This is a genomic window from Humiphilus diazotrophicus (assembly GCF_059726315.1).
Window position 1 is genome coordinate 3,675,863 of the sequence record NZ_AP040870.1, and the last position, 19,230, is coordinate 3,695,092.

The 19,230-nt window shown below is 50.8% G+C and carries 16 protein-coding genes and 1 tRNA gene; 9 read left to right on the forward strand and 8 right to left on the reverse strand.

The annotated features are described in order from the left end of the window. Positions 1-309: 309 nt before the first annotated feature. The 3 genes from AC6I7T_RS15740 (at position 310) to ruvB (ending at position 1,967) form a co-directional block, all read left to right on the forward strand. Complete coding sequence (locus AC6I7T_RS15740; protein WP_497794455.1) at positions 310-582, forward strand: oxidative damage protection protein; 273 nt, start codon at positions 310-312, stop codon at positions 580-582. A 96-nt stretch (positions 583-678) separates the two neighbouring features. Then, a tRNA-Pro gene (locus tag AC6I7T_RS15745) sits at positions 679-755 on the forward strand. Between the two features lie 174 nt (positions 756-929). Then, positions 930-1,967, forward strand: a complete 1,038-nt coding sequence (ruvB, locus tag AC6I7T_RS15750; protein WP_497794456.1) for a Holliday junction branch migration DNA helicase RuvB — start codon at positions 930-932, stop codon at positions 1,965-1,967. Between the two features lie 101 nt (positions 1,968-2,068). On the opposite strand, the gene AC6I7T_RS15755 is transcribed toward ruvB, so the two are convergent. From AC6I7T_RS15755 to AC6I7T_RS15780, 6 genes are all read right to left on the reverse strand, one after another. Next, the gene (locus AC6I7T_RS15755) at positions 2,069-3,718 is read right to left on the reverse strand and encodes an IS1634 family transposase (RefSeq protein WP_497788076.1); all 1,650 of its coding nucleotides are present in this window, start codon (positions 3,716-3,718) and stop codon (positions 2,069-2,071) included. Between the two features lie 354 nt (positions 3,719-4,072). Beyond that, positions 4,073-5,257, reverse strand: coding sequence for a sensor histidine kinase (locus tag AC6I7T_RS15760; RefSeq protein ID WP_497794457.1), 1,185 nt, complete (start codon positions 5,255-5,257; stop codon positions 4,073-4,075). A gap of 167 nt (positions 5,258-5,424) precedes the next feature. Further along, positions 5,425-6,114: a fructose-6-phosphate aldolase gene (gene fsa, locus AC6I7T_RS15765; RefSeq protein ID WP_497794458.1), complete on the reverse strand. Its 690-nt coding sequence runs from the start codon at positions 6,112-6,114 to the stop codon at positions 5,425-5,427. Between the two features lie 350 nt (positions 6,115-6,464). Then, the gene (locus tag AC6I7T_RS15770; protein ID WP_497794459.1) at positions 6,465-7,250 is read right to left on the reverse strand and encodes a fumarylacetoacetate hydrolase family protein; all 786 of its coding nucleotides are present in this window, start codon (positions 7,248-7,250) and stop codon (positions 6,465-6,467) included. 18 nt (positions 7,251-7,268) lie between these two features. Further along, positions 7,269-8,357 carry a fibronectin type III domain-containing protein gene (locus tag AC6I7T_RS15775; protein ID WP_497794460.1) on the reverse strand — a complete coding sequence of 363 codons (1,089 nt, stop codon included), beginning with the start codon at positions 8,355-8,357 and terminating at the stop codon, positions 7,269-7,271. 11 nt (positions 8,358-8,368) lie between these two features. Then, on the reverse strand, positions 8,369-9,280 hold the full coding sequence (locus AC6I7T_RS15780; RefSeq protein WP_497794461.1) for a TIGR01777 family oxidoreductase: 912 nt from the start codon (positions 9,278-9,280) through the stop codon (positions 8,369-8,371). A 139-nt stretch (positions 9,281-9,419) separates the two neighbouring features. On the opposite strand from AC6I7T_RS15780, the gene AC6I7T_RS15785 reads away from it, so the two are divergent. Continuing rightward, positions 9,420-10,205, forward strand: a complete 786-nt coding sequence (locus tag AC6I7T_RS15785) for a helix-turn-helix domain-containing protein (protein WP_497794462.1) — start codon at positions 9,420-9,422, stop codon at positions 10,203-10,205. Between the two features lie 289 nt (positions 10,206-10,494). Here the strand turns inward: AC6I7T_RS15785 and AC6I7T_RS15790 are convergent, their stop codons facing one another. Next, positions 10,495-11,031 (reverse strand): 5' nucleotidase, NT5C type, encoded by a 537-nt coding sequence (locus AC6I7T_RS15790; RefSeq protein ID WP_497794463.1) that lies wholly within the window; start codon positions 11,029-11,031, stop codon positions 10,495-10,497. Positions 11,032-11,250: 219 nt separating this feature from the next. Between AC6I7T_RS15790 and AC6I7T_RS15795 the strand changes: the two genes are divergently transcribed. Further along, complete coding sequence (locus tag AC6I7T_RS15795; RefSeq protein ID WP_497794464.1) at positions 11,251-12,150, forward strand: isocitrate lyase/PEP mutase family protein; 900 nt, start codon at positions 11,251-11,253, stop codon at positions 12,148-12,150. A 113-nt stretch (positions 12,151-12,263) separates the two neighbouring features. Here the strand turns inward: AC6I7T_RS15795 and AC6I7T_RS15800 are convergent, their stop codons facing one another. Further along, entirely contained in the window at positions 12,264-13,034 is a 771-nt protein-coding gene (locus AC6I7T_RS15800; protein ID WP_497794465.1) for a zinc ribbon domain-containing protein, read from the reverse strand. 156 nt (positions 13,035-13,190) lie between these two features. On the opposite strand from AC6I7T_RS15800, the gene AC6I7T_RS15805 reads away from it, so the two are divergent. The 4 genes from AC6I7T_RS15805 to AC6I7T_RS15820 all read left to right on the forward strand — a co-directional run bounded on the left by AC6I7T_RS15805 (position 13,191) and on the right by AC6I7T_RS15820 (position 19,150). Further along, positions 13,191-15,449: a S9 family peptidase gene (locus tag AC6I7T_RS15805; RefSeq protein ID WP_497794466.1), complete on the forward strand. Its 2,259-nt coding sequence runs from the start codon at positions 13,191-13,193 to the stop codon at positions 15,447-15,449. Then, positions 15,446-16,342, forward strand: coding sequence for an MBL fold metallo-hydrolase (locus AC6I7T_RS15810; RefSeq protein ID WP_497794467.1), 897 nt, complete (start codon positions 15,446-15,448; stop codon positions 16,340-16,342). The genes AC6I7T_RS15805 and AC6I7T_RS15810 overlap by 4 nt, the downstream gene beginning before the upstream one ends. 339 nt (positions 16,343-16,681) lie before the next feature. Next, a complete protein-coding gene (locus AC6I7T_RS15815) occupies positions 16,682-18,103 on the forward strand; it encodes a sensor domain-containing phosphodiesterase (protein ID WP_497794468.1) in 1,422 nt (473 codons plus the stop codon). A gap of 234 nt (positions 18,104-18,337) precedes the next feature. Then, complete coding sequence (locus AC6I7T_RS15820; protein WP_497794469.1) at positions 18,338-19,150, forward strand: plasmid mobilization protein; 813 nt, start codon at positions 18,338-18,340, stop codon at positions 19,148-19,150. The last annotated feature ends 80 nt before the right edge of the window (positions 19,151-19,230 follow it).

The following is a 19,230-nucleotide window of genomic DNA, read 5'->3' on the forward strand; positions in this document are numbered from 1 at the left end:
GGGTTCTCTCACAACCAGAAGGGACCCGATCGTAGCTATCTCCACCAGCCACGAGGCCAGGTGCCGCTTCCCAAAAGAAAGCGGCACCTGTTACGCAAAGGGCATCCTGGAGGGATGCTCTGGCGGCGTAGAAGTAATGCGAGGAGAAACGAAGACGGCTCTCCTTTGTTCCTGTCTTCCTGTTCGGATGTAAAAGCGGCACCCAACCGATCTTTGATCGGACATAGTACCGCCGGAATTGCGCTAACTCCCATACAATGGGGAGGAGGCGTGGTAAAGAACACAATAGGCGCCGAAGGATTCCACTGTATGGCACACACCGTTTTTTGCGTCCATTACAAAAAAGAGATGGAAGGGCTGGAAGAACCGCCTTTTGACAGCGAACTCGGCCAAAAGATTTACAAGAATGTTTCTAAACAGGCATGGGGCGAATGGGTTGAGCGCCAAAAGATGCTGCTGAACGAGTATCGCCTGCAGCCGTGGACACCCCAGGCACAAAACTTCCTGGTCCAGCAGATGGAGGAGTTCCTCTTCGGCGAAGGCGCTTCTTTGCCGGCAGATTACGTTCCACCTTCTCACTAATCGGGTTTGGGCGGAAGTTCCACAAAAGACTGCCGCCCCGTAACCCTACTCGTCGTGTACACTTGTAGTTGACCCCGCGCAAATATGCGCAACCGTCGGGACGTGGCTCAGCCTGGTAGAGCACTCGCTTGGGGTGCGAGGGGTCGGCAGTTCAAATCTGCCCGTCCCGACCATTTCATCTTCACCTGTGTCCAGGTACCTTCTACTCAACACCTCCAAAGTTTTCTCTGCTTCCGCAAACAAGATCCCTCTGGCTCCGGAGGAATAGGAATTTGCCCTTTGGCCTCAAGTATCAACCGAAATATGTTCGGCGAAGAAGAGTCGAAATGCTCTAGACTCCAAGAAGGATGGTACGCGGTACAGAAGACAATCCGGAACGACTGGTAAGCGCAGCACGGGCTGATGAAGAAAGCTCTTTTGAACTCAAGCTCCGGCCACGCCTGCTGAAGGAATTTATTGGCCAGGAGAAAGCCAAAGAGCAACTGGCGATTGCTTTGGAAGCAGCTAAATCCCGCGGCGAAGCGCTGGATCACGTCCTGCTCTTCGGCCCTCCAGGACTCGGTAAGACAACCCTGGCGACCATCATTGCCAATGAGCTGGATGTAGGCTTCCAGCAAACTTCCGGTCCGGCCTTACAGATTCAGGGAGACCTGACGGCAATCCTGACTAATCTGCGCGAAAAGCAGGTGCTCTTCCTGGATGAGATTCACAGGTTGCAGCCGGTTCTGGAAGAGAAGCTCTATACGGCACTCGAGGATTACAAGCTCGACATCATCATCGGACAGGGCCCTGCAGCTCGTACCCACGTGATGGATATCAGGCCTTTCACTTTCGTCGCCGCGACAACACGTCCAGGATTACTTTCCTCTCCGCTTCGCTCTCGCTTTGGCATCCTGCTGCGACTGGAGTTCTACAACGAAGAAGAGCTTCGCTACGTAGTAGAACGCTCGGCTGAAGTATTGAATGTTCCTATCGATCACGACGGAGCTGCGGAGATTGCACTTCGTTCTCGCGGCACACCACGTATCGCGAACCGGCTTCTCAGGCGGGTGCGCGACTATGCAGAAGTACGCGGCAATGGCTTCATCGACCGCCCTATCGCCCAGGCAGCACTCAAGATGCTGGAAGTCGATGCCCACGGCTTCGATGAGATTGATCGCCGGCTGCTACTCACGATCATCAATAAGTACGATGGTGGTCCTGTCGGGCTCAATACACTCGCGGCGACCCTGGCGGAAGAAGAGGATGCGCTGGAAGAGGTCTATGAGCCTTTCCTGATTCAGATCGGCTTCCTTGACCGCACCCCCCGAGGACGTGTTGCGACACGCTTGGCGTATGAGCACTTCGGACTGCCATTGCCAGGAAGACAAACACAGCTCTTCTAGAGCAATCCCGACGGATCTTCCGTTTGAAAGGGGGCAGAGATTTAGGTGTAACAGGAAGAGGGGAAAGAGATTGTTGTTCTCCGAGCGGGAAGAGGTTCTGACTACATAGCGGGAAGATGGACGTGGAGAGCATCCAGAATTTGCTTCTGGCGTATATCCGGCAAAGGCAGTTTGGTAAGGGTTGATTTCTCGTCGACCGGATAATGCAAAAGACATAGACGTTCTAAGGAAGCCAGGGCATCGGGCAAGGTAATAGCATTAGGGTCCGTATCGGTGGTGCCGAAAGCAGCTCTTAATCGTTGTTCGATGGTGCGGCTAAGTTTCAAGGCCAACATACAACAGAAGACATGTCCACGCGTACGATCTTCTTTGCGCACGAAGATGGGGCGGATATCCAATAACCCAGTTTTTATTGCACGAAAATCTCTTTCTACTTTCTGCAGTGCCATGTAGCTGTCATGCACCTGCTGGGTGTCGAGTTGTGACATGGGGACATCGGTAGCCAACACGTAACAGCCCGCTAAGAGCAAAGCCTGCTGTATGGCTTCCTCTTTATGCTGTAGTCGCAGGAGATTTCCCTCTTGGATTAACTCAACAATTCCGCCTACCTTATGTCTTTGTGCCCAGTCTTGTAGCTTGCGCAATCCTGTTTCTGGTTTGCAGCGAGGATGCTGTTCCACCTGTACGTTACGTTGTTGGACCAACCGTTCCAGCTTGGACAACTTATCTTCTAGACGGTATTTCTCTCGTCGCTCAGTGTCTTCGTTTTTGCGCAGGATATAACGAGTCCCGTTATCCTGAACCTCACAAATCTGAGAACTAAACAGATCCAACTGCAGGAGTCCCTGGCCCAGGAAACGACGAATCTGGGGATCGGTAAGAGCTGTAATGTAGTGCAGACCCCGCTGCTGAAGCTCTTGTTGGCCTTTGCTCTTGACCATTCCACGGTCGCCCACGAAGATCAATTCTTGAACCTGAAACTGTTGCTGAAGGAGACGGATCTGCTCCGGTACGGTGCTGGGATCGGCGGTATTGCCGGCAAATACACGCACCGCCAACGGCTCTCCCTCCAGATCGGTCAGCAGCCCAATGACAATCTGCATCTTGCCGCGTTTGCCATCGCGGTTATAACCGAAGGCTGCTAATTGGTTTTGCTCGCCTTCCAGGTAGCTGCTGGTGACATCGTAGAGAAACAGTTGCGGAGGTTCACTGTGCTGACGTCGATAGTGCCGATACAGCGCTTGCTCGATCTTTTCTTGCCGCAGGCATAGATCATCCAAGGCTTCGTATAAATCATCTTCACAGAACGACTGCAGACCCAACACTTCACTCACCGCCTGATCCTGGCTCCAGCGCACCGCCGAGAGTCGAGAACCTTGATGGGCAATCCGCGCCAGCACCAAAAACAAACCCAACTTGCCCAGTTCGCGATTTCCTAGAGCCGAACTAATCCCTATCTGATCGGCCAGTTGTTTAAGAACGGACAGGAGTCCGAAGGACGGCCCCAAGGTTGGCAAGCCGGTGATGGCTGCCTGATCGAAATCACCACGCAAAGCACCGCGAAGAGCGGCAATGCGTTCGTTTGACCAATGAGAGATGTTGGCGATGGTACGGTTCTTGATCTTGCCATCCTGGCGGTAAGACTCTCGCAGTAAGATGGCCGGTGGCGAGTTGCGGTTAGGAACAACAGCAACGTACATGCGTAAAAGAATAGCATAATAATGAACACTATAAAATATTATGTAAACCATTTACATGACTACATTTAGCCACGCGAAAACCAATACCTCCATATCTCTCAATTATTTATCGATTTTTTGGCCCGGAAGATCCGCCCGACGATGCTGGAGCATTTCCCGCATAGGTATACATCCGCCCAAAACCGCTAATGGGCGGGCGTCTTCCAGGTCTTGATGTCTTTGGGGTCTTTCCTCGGGGGAGAACTCGCCAACAACTGTGGAAAGCTGCGTAAAATTCTGTGTTTTGATTTACCTCTTCACGGCGACAGGAGATGCCCGGTCGAGAATATTTGCAACTACAGTAGCTACATACTTCTCACAGGCTACTTACGGTTGTATTACTTGTCAGGCTAACGAAGAAGATGGTCAAGCAACTCTCGTCTGATCGATTGCTATGCCGTCGATAGCGGTTTCGGGAAGGAAAATACTGAATACGGTCCCGCTCTTTCCTTCTTTCTGCGAAGTACGAATCTGTAGAGAACCGTGATGCTTTTCAAGAATTTGGCGGGAAACCCACAAACCAAGACCGGTGCCCATTTCTCCCTTTGTTGTAAAAAACGATTCGAAGATATGCGGAAGATCGGAAGGAGAGATTCCGTTGCCAGTATCGGCGACGGTGAGGCGAATGCCATGCGTTCCATCGACAGGAGAGGAGGTCGCACGCAAACGAATCAATAGCTCGCCGCCCTTCGGCATAGCATCAACCGCATTAACCACCAGATTTGCTATAACCTGGCGAAGTTCGCTGGGAAAAGCTACGACTCTGGGTGCAGAAGTAAGACGCAAACGAACCTTAATCCCTTTACTGGCGATACGAGATCCATACAGATCCAGCACTGAATGACAGATCTCTCCCACATCGGTAAGACTTGCCTTCAGGCTTTGACGATGGAATTGAAGCGTTTGCGTTGTGAGGTTAATTACCCGTGACAGCTCTTGATCTGCAAGATCGAGATAGGTATGTATTTCATCTGCGGCGTTAGTCTGGCGAGCGAGGTAAAGCAAGTTGGCGATGGCTTCCAACGGATTATTTATCTCATGAGCAATGGAAGCAGTGAGCTTGCCAGCTACGGCTAGCTTCTCCGTTTTGCGTAATGCTTCCTCTTCTTTCACACGATCGGTTACTTCCAGCACTGTGCCGAGAAAACGAACGGCTTTGCGGGTTCCGTCAACCTCGGCAAAAATTGCCTGCCCTCTAGTAGAGATAAACCGGAGTTGGCCAGCGGGATCAATGATCCGATAATTCAAATTACAAATTTTGTCACTGTGATACGCGTGCCGCAAAGCAGCTAAAACGTTTGGCTTGTCCTCCGGATGCAACAGGGAATAGAAGTTCTCGCAGGCTACAGCTGTATCCAGGCCGAAGGCTTTCTTGCAACATTCGTCCCAGACCACCTCTCCACTTAGAAGATTTACCTCCCAGATACCGACTCCAGTAGATTCACCTGAAAGATGTAACTTAACTCTGAGTATTTCCTCCTGCAAAAGAGAAGCAGTTGACCCAGACGAGCGGGCAAAAGGAAGAACGCGATGAGACTGGTTCCGCATCATTGGGTTTGGCAGCCCTCCTCATTCCCTCCGTAGGATGCTCACTAAGAGCAAAGCGTTCCTATACAAACAGGAAAGGAGAGGCATTGATAAATACCTCTCCTTTTTAGGGAAATCCTACTTACAATAATGAAATTGCTTAAATGAAAACTTACTCTACGCTCAAACTTCTACCTGGCGCCTACTGGAGCAGCTTCCTTATCCTCTGAACCAAGCTTTTCCTGGGCTTTTTCCCAGTCAGAGAGGAATTGGCTCAATCCCTTGTCAGTCAAAGGATGGTTGTACAAGGAATCGAGAACCTTAAAAGGCATGGTTCCGATGTGAGCGCCGGCCTTTGCACATTCGACTATATGCATTGGATGGCGGAGAGAAGCAGCCAGAATTCTGGTTTCAAAGCCATAGTTCTTGTAAATCTGAACAATGTCCTTGATTAGCTGCATGCCGTCCTGTGAGATGTCGTCCAGCCGCCCCAGGAACGGGCTCACACACCAAGCACCGGCCTTAGCTACCAGCAATGCCTGAGAAGCCGAGAAGCATAGGGTCATATTGACCTTGATTCCCTCACCGGTCAGGATCTTACAAGCAGCAACACCATCGCGGGTTGTAGGCAGTTTTACGACAATGTTCTCATGCCACTTGGCATAACTACGGCCATCGCGAACCATCTCGTCACGCTGCAGGGAAACTACTTCTGCGCTGATGGGACCGTTAACGAGTTTTAGAATTTCTTGAATGACTTCCTTAAAGTCTTTACCCTCTTTCGCAATTAAGGAAGGATTGGTGGTAACACCGTCCAGGATGCCGTATTCTGCGCCCTTGCGGATATCTTCAATGTTCGCTGTATCCAGGAAAAATTTCATGCGCTCCTCACTCCTCAGGCGATGGGCGATGCCCGTCCACGCCTCCCACTAGTTATGATTTCGGAAACTCATGCCGCGTTTCACTAAATGATTTCAAGCAAGAGAAAGAAACTGATTTGACGGCTTGCGGTGAAGCCCTTGACTGCTTCTATCCTATCGCGTTTCCTTATCTGAAACGGTAATAGCAAAATGGATATGAGCCCCTGTTCTGATGCAATTCAAACAAAGAGCATGTCAGACACGCCTTGTCCTGCCTTGCAGAAGCAAATGGCGTCAAAGGCATGCTCCTTCGGAACTCAGCCTGTCTTTCGGGATTTGGAAAGAATTCCTTTCCCTTTCACGATTTGAGTTCAAGCGACCGTGTTTGTCAGGGTGCCAATTCCTGAGATGCTCACGGAGACCTGATCGCCGGGAAGCATCGGACCAACTCCTGCCGGTGTTCCTGTAGAAACCAAATCTCCGGGATAGAGCGTCATCACTGAGGTGATGTATTGCAACAGGACAGCCAAAGGAAAGATCAAATCCAAGGTTGATCCTTGTTGCCTGACCTCGCCATTCAACCGGGTTTCAATCATCAGCCCGGCACCAAGGTCCACTTCGTCCGTCACTAACGGACCAACCGGGCAAAAGGTGTCAAAACCTTTAGCACGGGTCCATTGACCATCTTTCATCTGAAGATCGCGGGCCGTGACATCATTCACGATTGTGTAACCACGAACGTATTCACGGATATCCTCTCCGGGCTGGATATTGCGTGCCGTCTTCTCAATGACCACTCCTAGCTCACCTTCATAATCCACGCGCTCCGAGAGTCTGGGAGACTGAATGACTCCTCCAGGATTCAGCAGGGAAGACGGTGGCTTCAAAAAGATAAGCGGCTCAGTGGGAACATCATTGCCAAGCTCTTTGGCGTGCTCTCTGTAGTTGCGCCCTATACAGACAATCTTCGATGGCTGTACCGGAGACAGCAGAACGGCCCTCGCCAACGGAATGGGATCGAAGGCTGGCCCTGCGGCCCTGGTCCATGGGTCTTCAGGAGGAGGAGTCAGAATTCTTTCGATCCATAACGTCCCGTTCCGGTCGAATACTTCTCCGTACTGGGGACCCGCGTCGGACTGAAATCGACAATAGCGCATGAACAATGCCTCCAAAACTTAGGGATAGACCTCTTCCACCTCTGCTGAGCGCGCGCTTTCATTGCCATCTCTATCGACCGCACTCACTGAATAAAAATAGCGATGTCCGGCACGTACAGCAGCATCGCGAAAGGCCGGCGGCAGAACGGGCTGCGCAGAAGAAATCCGGGCAGCTGAACCCGACTCTTCACGTCGATACACCACATAACCAGCCAGATCGCGATCCGTATTTGCATTCCAGGAGAGGTCAATGGCCTTCTCCTCTGAAACCACAATGGCTACTAATCCGGTTGGAACGTTTGGCTTGAAGACATCGCGGGTATCGACAGCAATGGAACTGGACGGCGCACTCGCAATTTCAACCAATTGACCTTGAACCCGCTGCTGAATAATACGTTCTGCGATGTATTGATACTTGCGATCTGGAATTGCCGTCGCATCCAATGCCTGCCCTGGATCCTTGCCGTTTACAGGTTTGACCAACATACCTTGCTCTTTTGGCTCAGGCCCGGAACTATTCAGAGCTGAGCGCTCCTGCTGCTGCTTCTTCTTCCCGGTTGAGGAGGGCAAGGTTTCAAGCGTTCGATGGAAGCGTACGATCTCCGACACTGCAGGAGTCCAGTGCAATACCACGCCGTCCACATGAACCTGTGCAGCGAACCCATTGATCTCTGGCGGAGCTTGTCCTGCCAGCGTAATGGCAGGATTGGACAAACCATCAGAGTGTCCCGAGTGATTACGGATTTCTATCCGATAGAAGAGAGGACGAGGACCACCGGACGCATATCCTCCCGGCAAAGTGTAGCGATAGTCTCCAACAACGGAGGGAGAAAAGGTAAGGTCAGCAACTGTCGTGCATGCCCCCGCACCCTCATCGACACAGAGATGGGCCGTATATTGTCCCTTCAGCAGAAGTCGGTCAGTGTTGCGGCGAGGCATCGTCCAATGCAGATGTACTTCATTGCCGATACGGCTCACAGAAAGGTCCTGAACTCGATCCGGCAAATTGAGGCTGGGGGGTTGTGGTGCCCCCGGTGTTCCACAACCCGTCACCAACATGAGTCCGGCAAAACCTAACCCGATCAAAGATTTCCGCGCGCAGTCCATGAAACATTAGTCTACCGGAGCACTGCCTGTAGAGCCTCGTCGATCCTTTCATATTGGAACTGGAAACCTGCTTCGTGCAGGCGCTTTGGCATCGCCCGGCTGCTCGCAAGCATGGTTTGCTGTGCCATCTCTCCAAAAATTCCGCGAAGAAGAAATGCCGGAACGGGCAGAAGTGCAGGCCTCCGAAGCAAATGTGCCAGCCGTTGTACGAATTCAGCATTGGTCACCGGATTGGGGCTGACTACATTTACAGGACCAGACAAGCTTGGATTTTGAATCAAGAAGAGAATTGCAGAAACTACATCGGCCAGGCTTACCCAACTCATCCACTGGCCTCCCGACCCTAATCGTCCTCCCAGTCCAAGGCGGAAGGCAGGAAGCATTTTGGCCAAAGCTCCGGAACCTGGCCCCAAGACCACACCAAATCGGAGATGAACGACACGTATTCCGGCCTTTTGAGCCGCTTCAGTTGCGCGTTCCCATTCCAGACAAAGCTCTGATAAAAAGCCACTTCCGGGGGAAGAGTCTTCGGTCAATATCTCATCGCCCCTGTCACCGTAATATCCAATGGCTGAAGCGCATAGAAAAACTTTGGGCTTTTCCATTAGCGAAGAGAGAACTTCAGAGAGTATCTTCGTGGTCCGGACTCGACTTGTAATCAATTGCTGTTTATAAGTTGGAGTCCAGGAATGTCCGGCGATATTTGCACCGCCCAGATGAATCATTGCTGAAGCCCCTTCTAGTCGCGCAGTTTCGGGAAGAGGCTTTTCAGCTGCCGGGTCCCAAAAGAGTTCTGTATCGCTGTTCGAGGAGGGGTGGCGTACTAATTTATAGAAAGAAATCTGTCTCTCTGCCAGAGTCCGTACTACAGTAGTACCGATCATGCCAGACGCGCCACTGAGGAGGATGCGAGTTGAACACATGATTGGAAGTCCTCCTTGAAAGGATGTGCTTCTAATGCCCAGATCGTAAAACAAGAAAAGAATTTCGATTGAAGCAACAGAAGAAGCAGCAGAAGCATCAGACGCTAGTCTGCACGACCGCAAAGGAACCCGGGACCCTATGGACATTAAGCCGGAGTTAAAAGAAACGCCGATATCTACGGAAGTAAATGCGATAGATCCGTCCTCTGCCGACACTTTTATTGCAGAAAAGCGAATTGGAGAACGCATTAAACGCCTGCGTTTGAAAAAATCGATGGGCTTGGTTGAGCTCGGAAGACATACCGGACTTTCAGCCAGTTTTCTATCGCAATTGGAGACCGGACGAGTTGTACCGACATTGCGAAATCTCGCTCGCATTGCCATGGTCTTCAATAAGGATTTGTCTTACTTCTTCGAAGCTGAGCCTCACTCTCTTTTCCGGATTCATCGCAAGGGAGAGCGTGTGAAACTACCACAAACCGGAGTTGAAGATCCTACTTACTACTTCGAGAGTTTGGCATACATGATCCCCGACAGGCAGTTGGATCCGTATTACGCCGAATTTCTTCCGACGGACTCCAACCGCGAAATTAAGCCTCACGTGCATCCTGGATACGAGTTTCTATATGTTGTTGGCGGAGAAATGGAAATCCGACACGGCGATAAGGTTTATGAGATCAAGGTCGGAGATAGCGTCTATTTCGACGCCAGCACTCCTCATGCCTACCGTTGCCGCGGTACCACTCCGGCTGTTGCGATTATCGTTACCATGCATCTGCCGCAGAATATGCATTCCACAGTAAGCGTGCGCTCCATATCAACACCTGGAGTTGCGGCTCCGCATCCGGCCTATCCGCCACCTGTCCGCAACAACCATCCTGTGGGCTCCACCTCTTCAGGAAATGGAGCAACCCCTAAACCCTGAGTTCCAGAGCAAAGCGGCCGACTGAGCAGTATCGGCGGCCGCTTTGCAAAAGAACCTCACCTAGAGACCAGCCCAGACACGATATTTGTAAAACGGTCTATAGCAATTCTGGTGTAGCTGTATCTACAAGCCATAAAGCCCGAAGTCGGTTTTCACTAAAGGAAGCGGCATCTTAAGCAATTCCAGCGTTACTGTGTCCTTTCGGAGAATCGTGATGTACAGGTTTTCTGAACGGAAAACCTGCATAGATAGTCGCTACTCCTGGATATATCTACGCCGAAATTACTCTCTAGTCGGGCTGACCTTCAAAGTAGCAGGAGATATCCGTCCAGTTCTGGACGCGTGTATAGCCCTTCGCCAAAAGATTGTGTGGCGCGGTGTAGAGCAGGCCTTGCCCGGAAAACCGATCCAGATTACGCGGAAGGTCATCGATCAGATAATCGGCTTTCAGAATTCCCTTATCCCCGCAAAAGACATAGTGAGTAGGAGGAATAAAAGGGAAGTGACGCTGTAACCAGCGATACTTTGGCCCTAACGAATTCGGGACCTGCATCGCTGCAGTTGCAATGAAAATGTCAAAGTGTAAGCTGAGAGCTTTAAGCACTGCCTGGCTGTCTGGGATCACATCCAGATCTGCAAAGAAGTCCTCTGCATGCAGGTACTGACGCAGCCGTTCATGCCGGTCGCTGGAAACAACATCCCAGAGGATCTTGCCATGCAAATCATCCTTGGTAATGGCCTCGTCGTATTCCTCGTTATAACGACGAAGATGCTCGCTCAAGGTATCGGCCATTACCTCGTCCATGTCTACGCAAATACGCTTCATTATCCTGATAGTCGTGTTTAGGAATTTGCGCCCGCAAGCAGCTTTGGCAATCTTTATGGGCAAGAAACACACTACCAGGAAATCTTGACGCCGCCTGTGATCTTCCCCTCACCTGCGTGTAAGGGCACAGCTTTGCCTGAGAATTGATCATTGTCTACAGGTAAAAACTTTGCGTCGCCACTCAACAGAGACAGTCAAACAGCAAGGAGACTCCGCCGAATGAAAACCACTGCAGACGCACCATTTACGGTGCAATCAATTCCGGATTCCACGGTCCGAGAGCGTCGCCTGGCCTTTCGTAAACTTCATGAAGGTGGCTGCTTCGTCATTCCCAATCCCTGGAATGTAGGGACCGCTCGCTATCTCTGTTCTTTGGGCTTCAAAGCTTTGGCCACCACCAGTAGCGGGCTTGCCTTCTCCCACGGATTGCCGGATGCCAGCTGGGCTGTACCCCGTGATGTGGTTCTCCGGCACATCGCTGAAATCGTAGCCTCGGTAGATGTACCCGTAAATGCCGACTTTGAATCGGGCTACGCTCATGATCCAGCCGGAGTGGCTGAAAACGTCAGACTGTGCATCGCCACCGGTGTCGCTGGTTTGTCGATTGAGGACGCCACAGGACAACCGGATAAGCCACTCTATGACTTGCCGCTGGCCGTCGAACGCATCCGGGCCGCCAGGAAAGCGATTGACAATGCCGGAGGTGAGGTTCTGCTCACAGCTCGTGCGGAGTGCTTTTTAGTTGGACGCCCGGCCCCATTGACGGAAGCACTCCGTCGGCTGGAAGCGTACGCAGAGGCGGGGGCAGATGTGCTCTTTGCTCCAGGCATAAAAGATCGGGAGGGCATTGAAGCCGTCATAGCCGCTGTTCATCCAAAGCCCGTGAATCTTCTTCTCAGCTCAAATATCGGCCTCTCTATCGCAGACTTGGCAAAGTTGGGCGTTCGACGCGTCAGTGTAGGATCAGCCCTGGCTCGGACTGCCTGGGGAGCATTCAGCCGGGCGGCAACAGAGATTGCTAACAACGGAACAGTCACAGAATTCGATAATGCAATCTCTTTCGCTGAACTGAATGGATTCTTCCATAAGGATTCAGCTGAACGAAAAGAGCCAAGCTGAGGAGCTTTCAGAACCAGCCGGGCGAACCAAAAAATTTCAGCCCCGGGCTCCAGGAAAAGAGCACGCGGGGCTGATGTAGTTGAAATCGCAACGATCCCAGAATTTGGAATCTGTCACTCGGAAGTTTTTGTAGCTATCTTGCGATGCGCAAGATAGGGATTCTTGCCATTGTTGGTTGTTTCCTTTGCAAGATCCCAATAAAGCAGGCGACCGCAGTTCTCACAGGTGAGCAATTCACCGTCACGAACCTGATTCCAGATCTGAGGCCTGATGGCCATCTGGCACCCCAGGCATTGACGCTCATGCGCACGCGCCAAACCGGTTTTGCGCGCAGACGCCGCCCGGTCATATATGGACAAGAGCTGTTCACCGATCTCTGCCCGGACAGCTTCCCGTTGCTTTTTGAGCATCTGGATACGTGCGTTGTGGACGGTTTCGGCGACCTGTACCTGCACTCTTTCGCTCTGGACTACAACCGTCTGCTGATGCACCACTTTTTGTGCTGCGGCTTGCTTTCCCTCTAGCTGCTCGCTCTTCGCCAGGCTATCCAGTTCGGCGTCTTCCAGGCGCCGGATTTCGGCCTCGGCAAACTCGATCTCGCGTTCGATAGCCGTCAGTTGCTCATTCGTCTTTACCTTGGAAACCTGATCTCTGTACTTCGTAAGCTTATTGAGATGGCTCTTGACGCTGTCATCGATCTTCTTCCGTTCTTGTTCTTCCCGGGCCAAAGCCGTTTCCGTATCGACAAGCGTTTGCTTCTCTGTGGCCAGTGCTGCCTCGATAGAAGCCAGTCGCTTAGGCAGTGCTGCCGCGCCCTCGATACGATGAGAAATCTCTTCATCGATTGTTTGCAGGCGAATGAGTTTTTCGAGATCTTTATTCATGAATTCTTCGCAGTCTAGCACGGAGGGACAACTCCCCCAAGCATGCTTCTACAACGGGATTCGACGGCCATTCCAAAGCGGGCCTGTATAGCTATAGATGGTACTCCCTTCTTCCTGGGTTACACTGCACCCGTAGTCTCAGTGGAGCTCTCAACATTGATACGATTCTTGATTCTTCTTTTATTTGCGTCTCTTGCAGCCCCGGCCTTTGCACAGACCTCTACGGGCAAACCGCTGACTGTAGCAGAAATTTACAGAGGAGATCGTTTGACTGGAGTCCCACCAAACGATTTGAACTGGTCTCCGGATGGAAAACATCTTACGTTCATCAGCAATAATGGGGAGCTTGTTGGAATAGACTTAGCAACCGCTATGCCCAACATGCTGGTCAACCACGAAAAGTTGGCTGCACTCGTCAACGACACGAATACCGAAAAGGATAAAGATCACCGCAGTCGCTATAAAATGGCGAACTATTTGTGGTCTCCGGATTCGACCCATTTGCTCTTCGATACAAATGGACGCCTGTGGTACTACGACCTTAGAAATGAGGTTGGAATCGAAATTGGTTTTACCGGAGCAGGTAGTGGAGATAACCCTAAGTTCTCTCCGAATGGTGCCTTCATCTCTTACTTGCGCGACCACAACCTTTATATCAAGCGGCTCCAGGAACCGGCTATTCCAACGACACAGCTCACCTCTACGCATGAAGTCGATGTTTTAAATGGAGAAGTGGACTGGGTATATCAGGAAGAGCTGGATGTTCGCAGTAACTACTTTTGGGCTCCGGATTCCAAACACATTGCTTATCTGCAGACGAATGAGAACCACGTCCCTAGTTACCCTCTAGCCGATTGGATTCCGGTCCACGCATCAGTGGACGCCCAACACTATCCAATGCCCGGAGATCTAAATCCAGATGTTCGAATTGGCGTTGTAAGCACCAATGGCGGGAGAACAACCTGGATCAAGCTTCCTCTGGAAGCTGGACAAGACTACATTCCACGCTTCGGTTGGCTCAATAGCCACACCATTTGGGCAGAGGTCCTCACCCGTGATCATAAGCACCTATCAATCTATTTCGCGGACACAAGCACCGGATTGGCAAAACAAGCGTATGCAGAGACTGCCGAAAAATTCTTTGACGAAAACTATGATGTAACCGTCCTTGATAAGCAGATTTTATTGACCAGTTGGCGCGACGGGCACACTCATCTGTACCTCTATGGATTCAACTCTCAAAATCCGCTGTCGTCGGATCTGCAACTCGAACGGCAACTTACTTCCGGAGATTATGAAGTTATCTCCACGCAGTTGGTCGATCCCAAGTCACAGATGGTTTATTACGTCTCCAACGAAGGAGACCCGCGACAGCAACATGTCTGGCAGATCCGTTTGGATGGGACACAGAAAAAAAAGCTCTCTCAGGAAGCAGGAACACATGAGCCAAGTTTTGCACCAAGCGGAGGAATGTATGTGGATACCTGGTCCACAACAATGAATCCGCCTCAAATACGCATCTGTCATCCGGAACGCGGATGCCAGGTTTTCTGGAAATCTCGTTCTCCTGCCGAGTTTGGATTGAAAGCGCCCTTGGAGTTACAGATCAAGAACGCTGAAGGACTCATCCTCTACGGAAGTCTTTTGATGCCTGACTCCACTGCACCTGCAAGTGTTCCATTAATCGTGAATCCTTATGGCGGCCCTCATGCCCAGACGGTGAAGAACCAATGGGGCCAAGTGAACTTTCTGTTTGATCAGCTATTAGTCCAGCATGGCTTTGCAGTATTGCATGTGGATAATCGTGGCATGGGAGGTCGTGGACGCGATTTTGCTTACGCGGCGTATCACAACTTCGGGCCAGTACAGCTACAGGATCAACTGTCTGTAGTCGATGCAATTCTTCCGAAGTATCCACAGCTAGACAGCAAACGGCTCGGTTGGTGGGGATGGAGTTGGGGCGGAACCTTTACTCTGTACGCGCTCACACATTCCACCCGATTCAGCGCCGGTGTTTCAGTTGCACCAGTGACGGATTGGCGCAACTACGATTCGGTCTATACAGAACGTTATATGAGCACTCCAACAGAATTTCCGGGAGGTTATCGTGATTTCTCTGTTGTAAATCAAGCGCAGAATCTGAAGGGACACCTGCTGCTGGTCCACGGTACAGGTGACGACAACGTTCATGTGGGAAATTCAATTCAGTTTATTCAAAAGATGATCGATGCCGATATCCCCTTCGACCTGCAGCTCTATCCTCGCAAAACACATGCAATTGGCGGACAACAGGCAAGAACTCACTTGTTCGAGCGCATTCTTGCTCACTTTGAACAAAATCTGATGCATCCTTCAGCATCTGCAACAGCCTCCAGCCCATCTACTCAAGCAGAACCAAAGGGTACTGTGCAATGACGATGACGCTCTCTCACCCCGCCGAACGCTTGGACTCACACGACCTCATCCGAGGTCGTGTCCAAGTCGGGGAGTTCACATTAACGATTCTCACCGATGGCTTCTTCATGATGGATGGAGGAGCCATGTTTGGAGTGGTTCCTAAACCTCTGTGGGAGAAACGTGCACCAGCCGATGAGCAAAATAGGATTCTGGTCGGAACCAATACTGTCGTAGCTCAGAACGGGAAGCACACGATCGTCATCGAAACCGGTCTAGGAAACAAACTTAACGAAAAGACTCGTGCTATCTACTCCACCAAACAGCTTTTGATGAAGTCCTTTGCAGCTGCGGGAATTCGTCCTGAAGATGTCGATATCGTCATCAACTCTCATCTACATTTCGACCATTGCGGATGGAACACTACCAAACTGAAAGACCAGCGAATTGTGCCCACATTTCCCAACGCTCGCTACTTTGCACATCGGGGAGAGGTAGAGCACGGACATCGTCAATATGAACGGGATGCTGTCAGCTACATCAGCGAAAACTACGATCCTCTGCTCGACAACGGACAGATGACGCTGCTTACCAAACCGCAGGAGATTCTCCCGGGAATCTCAGTAGACGTCTACCCTGGTCACACTTCGCAACTGATGGGCGTCAATATCGACTCCGGTGGGCAAAGGGCGTGCTATATCTCAGACCTGATTCCTACCAGTGCACATTTGGACGTGACTTGGGTGATGGGCTACGATCTCGATCCTCTGACATGTATTGAGCAGAGAAAGCGTTTCTATAAAAGGGCTATCCCAGAAAGATGGCTCGTATTGTTTACCCATGATCATCACAGCCCCTTTGGATATATAGAGATGGGAGAAAAGGGAAAGCCGGTGCTACGAAACATAGATTGATAGGAGATGATACGGCGAAGAAATAATAAATAATAATGTAATAGTCTTATTTTGTTTTATTTAGTGGCCAATTGCCTCTGCCTCACACCATTTTAACTACTGCTCACAGAATGCTTCGAAGTCCGAAAAAGCCAATCCGCTCCGTATTGGAACACTGATCATTCCGAATCGTCCGATTTTTCTACACTTCTAAGGCCTGGGAAGGTTTTTCCGATATTCGTTTATAGGTCTAACTGTCTTTGTAGTTGTCACTTTCTTTAGAAGTTGAAATGGAAATGCTGTCTCTAGCAAAAGAGACTCCTTCAGTGGCCTGTCCACACGAAGATTTGTAGGAGAGATATGGCCATCGGAGTAAAACCGTCAATTTCTGCACCAGGCAACAATATGGAGCTAGAAGCATTGCGACGATTGACAGTGCTCGATACTCCACCGGAAAAAGGATTTGACTCCCTAACCAAGCTTGCAGCTGAAGTCTTTCAAACTCCTGTAGCACTGTTGGCCCTTCTGGACGATGACCGCGTGTGGGTGAAATCTTGCCATGGCGTTCCGCTCCAGGAAATTCCTGTAGAAGCTGCATTTTGCACACATATTGTTGAATCCGGTGACGGACTGATAATCCACGACGCCAGCAAAGACGAAAGATTTCATTTTCTGCGTTCTACGAACCGGCAACAGAAATTTCATTTTTATGCAGGATCTGCAATCTACACCTCAGAAGGGCTGGCCATAGGAGCGCTCTGCATACTGGATCATCGTCCGCGACCCGCCTGGTCGGAAAAAGAACAGGTCACGTTGAAGACCCTTGCCTCGTTGGCCACCGATCAGCTGGAACTTCGTTGTCTCCGCTATCGCGAAGAAGAACGGAATAAAATAGCAACTACAGAATCGAACAGGCATGAAGCTTCTACTCAAGGCACAGCAGGACTGCGGACACGTGAGGAAACTCTCCGCCGACTTCACTTGGAAGCGGAATTACGCTATGCGCTTGAACATCATCATCTAGTTCTGCATTACCAACCCGAAGTAGATTTGTCGTCGAAAGAGGTAGTGGGCTTCGAGGCTCTTATTCGGTGGGAGCATCCACAGCATGGACTGATTTCACCAAATGAATTCATCCCTGTAGCAGAAGAGTCGGGCCTCATCCTGCCGCTCGGAGAATGGGGCTTAAAGGAAGCCTGCAGGCAAATCTGCGAATGGCGGAATCTCGCTTCGGACAATGTCGAACTGCGTGTAAGCGTCAACCTATCTGCAAAACAGTTCAGCTCTCCTGATCTTCCTAAACAGGTCTCACGCGCACTGCAAGATACCGGCCTCACCGGAACAGATCTGCGGCTTGAGGTAACCGAAAGCTGTCTGATGCCAAACTCTGAAGCAGCATTGGCAATGCTGACAGAGCTGAGAGAACTAGGTGTAGGTCTACAGATGGATGATTTTGGTACCGGATATAGCTCGCTGAATTACCTCCATCGTTTTCCCTTCGATACTCTGAAAATTGACCGCTCTTTTGTGCAGGACATCTGTGAATCGAAGCATTCCTGGCAGATCGTCCGCAGCATTCTTGAACTGGCTCGGTCATTGAAGCTGAATGTAGTTGCTGAGGGAATTGAGACCGATCACCAATTGAATTGCCTGCGAAAGCTTGGTTGCAGATTTGGACAAGGCTATCTATTTGCAAAGCCGTTGGCCGCATCCACCATAACCTCGTTATTGCAAACCCCTCCAACACAAGATTCCCGTTTCCTTTTTTCTGCCCGAGGGTAGACCGTTTTCATAAAGGATGTGTTCGCCAGAAGGATCTCTACGCAGCTTTTCGTCAGAAAAAGCTGTTTAGCACTCCACAGAACTAGCAACAATATTTGTGCAAACAATCAAGGAAGTCATTCTGGCTGAGCAAGTTATGAAAGACGCAAAAGTCCAGGGCAACACTTTCCCACATTGAAACCAGGGCGGGTTTCGGGAAACAGGAAAACCGGCGAGATTACTTCTTTCTCATTCATGGGCAACAGCCGCCTTATTCTTTTGCCTATGAACAGTCTGAATCCGCAGACCAGCCGACCGAGTGAAGACTTGGACGCCGTCATAGGCCGCTTCCAGGCGTGGACTATGACGCAAACCCAAGCAAAGCCGTCTGCATCTGTAAAAAACGCAGTCAGCGAGATCAGCTACGAACAGGCGCTACGCGCCACCGCTCGGTACCATCGAACAGATTCACCGATTCAGCCTCTTCCCGAGACCTCGACTTGGGAATCGATCAAGCCCAGCGCTGCCCCAGTGGAAATAGTAGAGGAACCGAGAGTACAGGCTGCGGCTCCCGCTCCCGTAAAGAAGGCTCAACATAGCAAAGGCGGGCGTAAATCTTCTGCGAACAGGAAGAACGCAACTGCCGCGGGTTCTGCTACAGTTTCAGCCAGCCAATCGATTAAAAAGCCCAGGCACGCAAAGGAAAGTTTTGCGCAAGTACTCCGCCAAGAAACAGGTCTTGCCCGCGTAGAGTCCACCGCGCTCCGTTCCTCTGCTTTAACTGTCCGCTTGTCGCAAGACGAATCAGCACTAATCAAGGCCCGTGCAGATGAAGCCCAACTGAGCACCTCCGCATATCTGCGCCAGTGCGCACTGGAAGTAGAATCCTTGCGCGCTCAAGTTCGCGAAACACTTGCAAAAATGCAGGCACCAGTGGCACCAACAATTTCGGCACCTATACCAGCTTTGCCAGCCGTAGCCAGCCCAGCGCGACCGGGACTATTCGGAGGCCTCAAGCAATGGCTTGTTCGTAAATTAGGTGGACAACAGGTTAGCGCCGTCTGCTAAGTAGCTGGCATAGATGTAGATAAGATCTGAAATTATTCATCGAGATGCTCCGATCGAGCAATCTACTTTTAGGAGTTCAC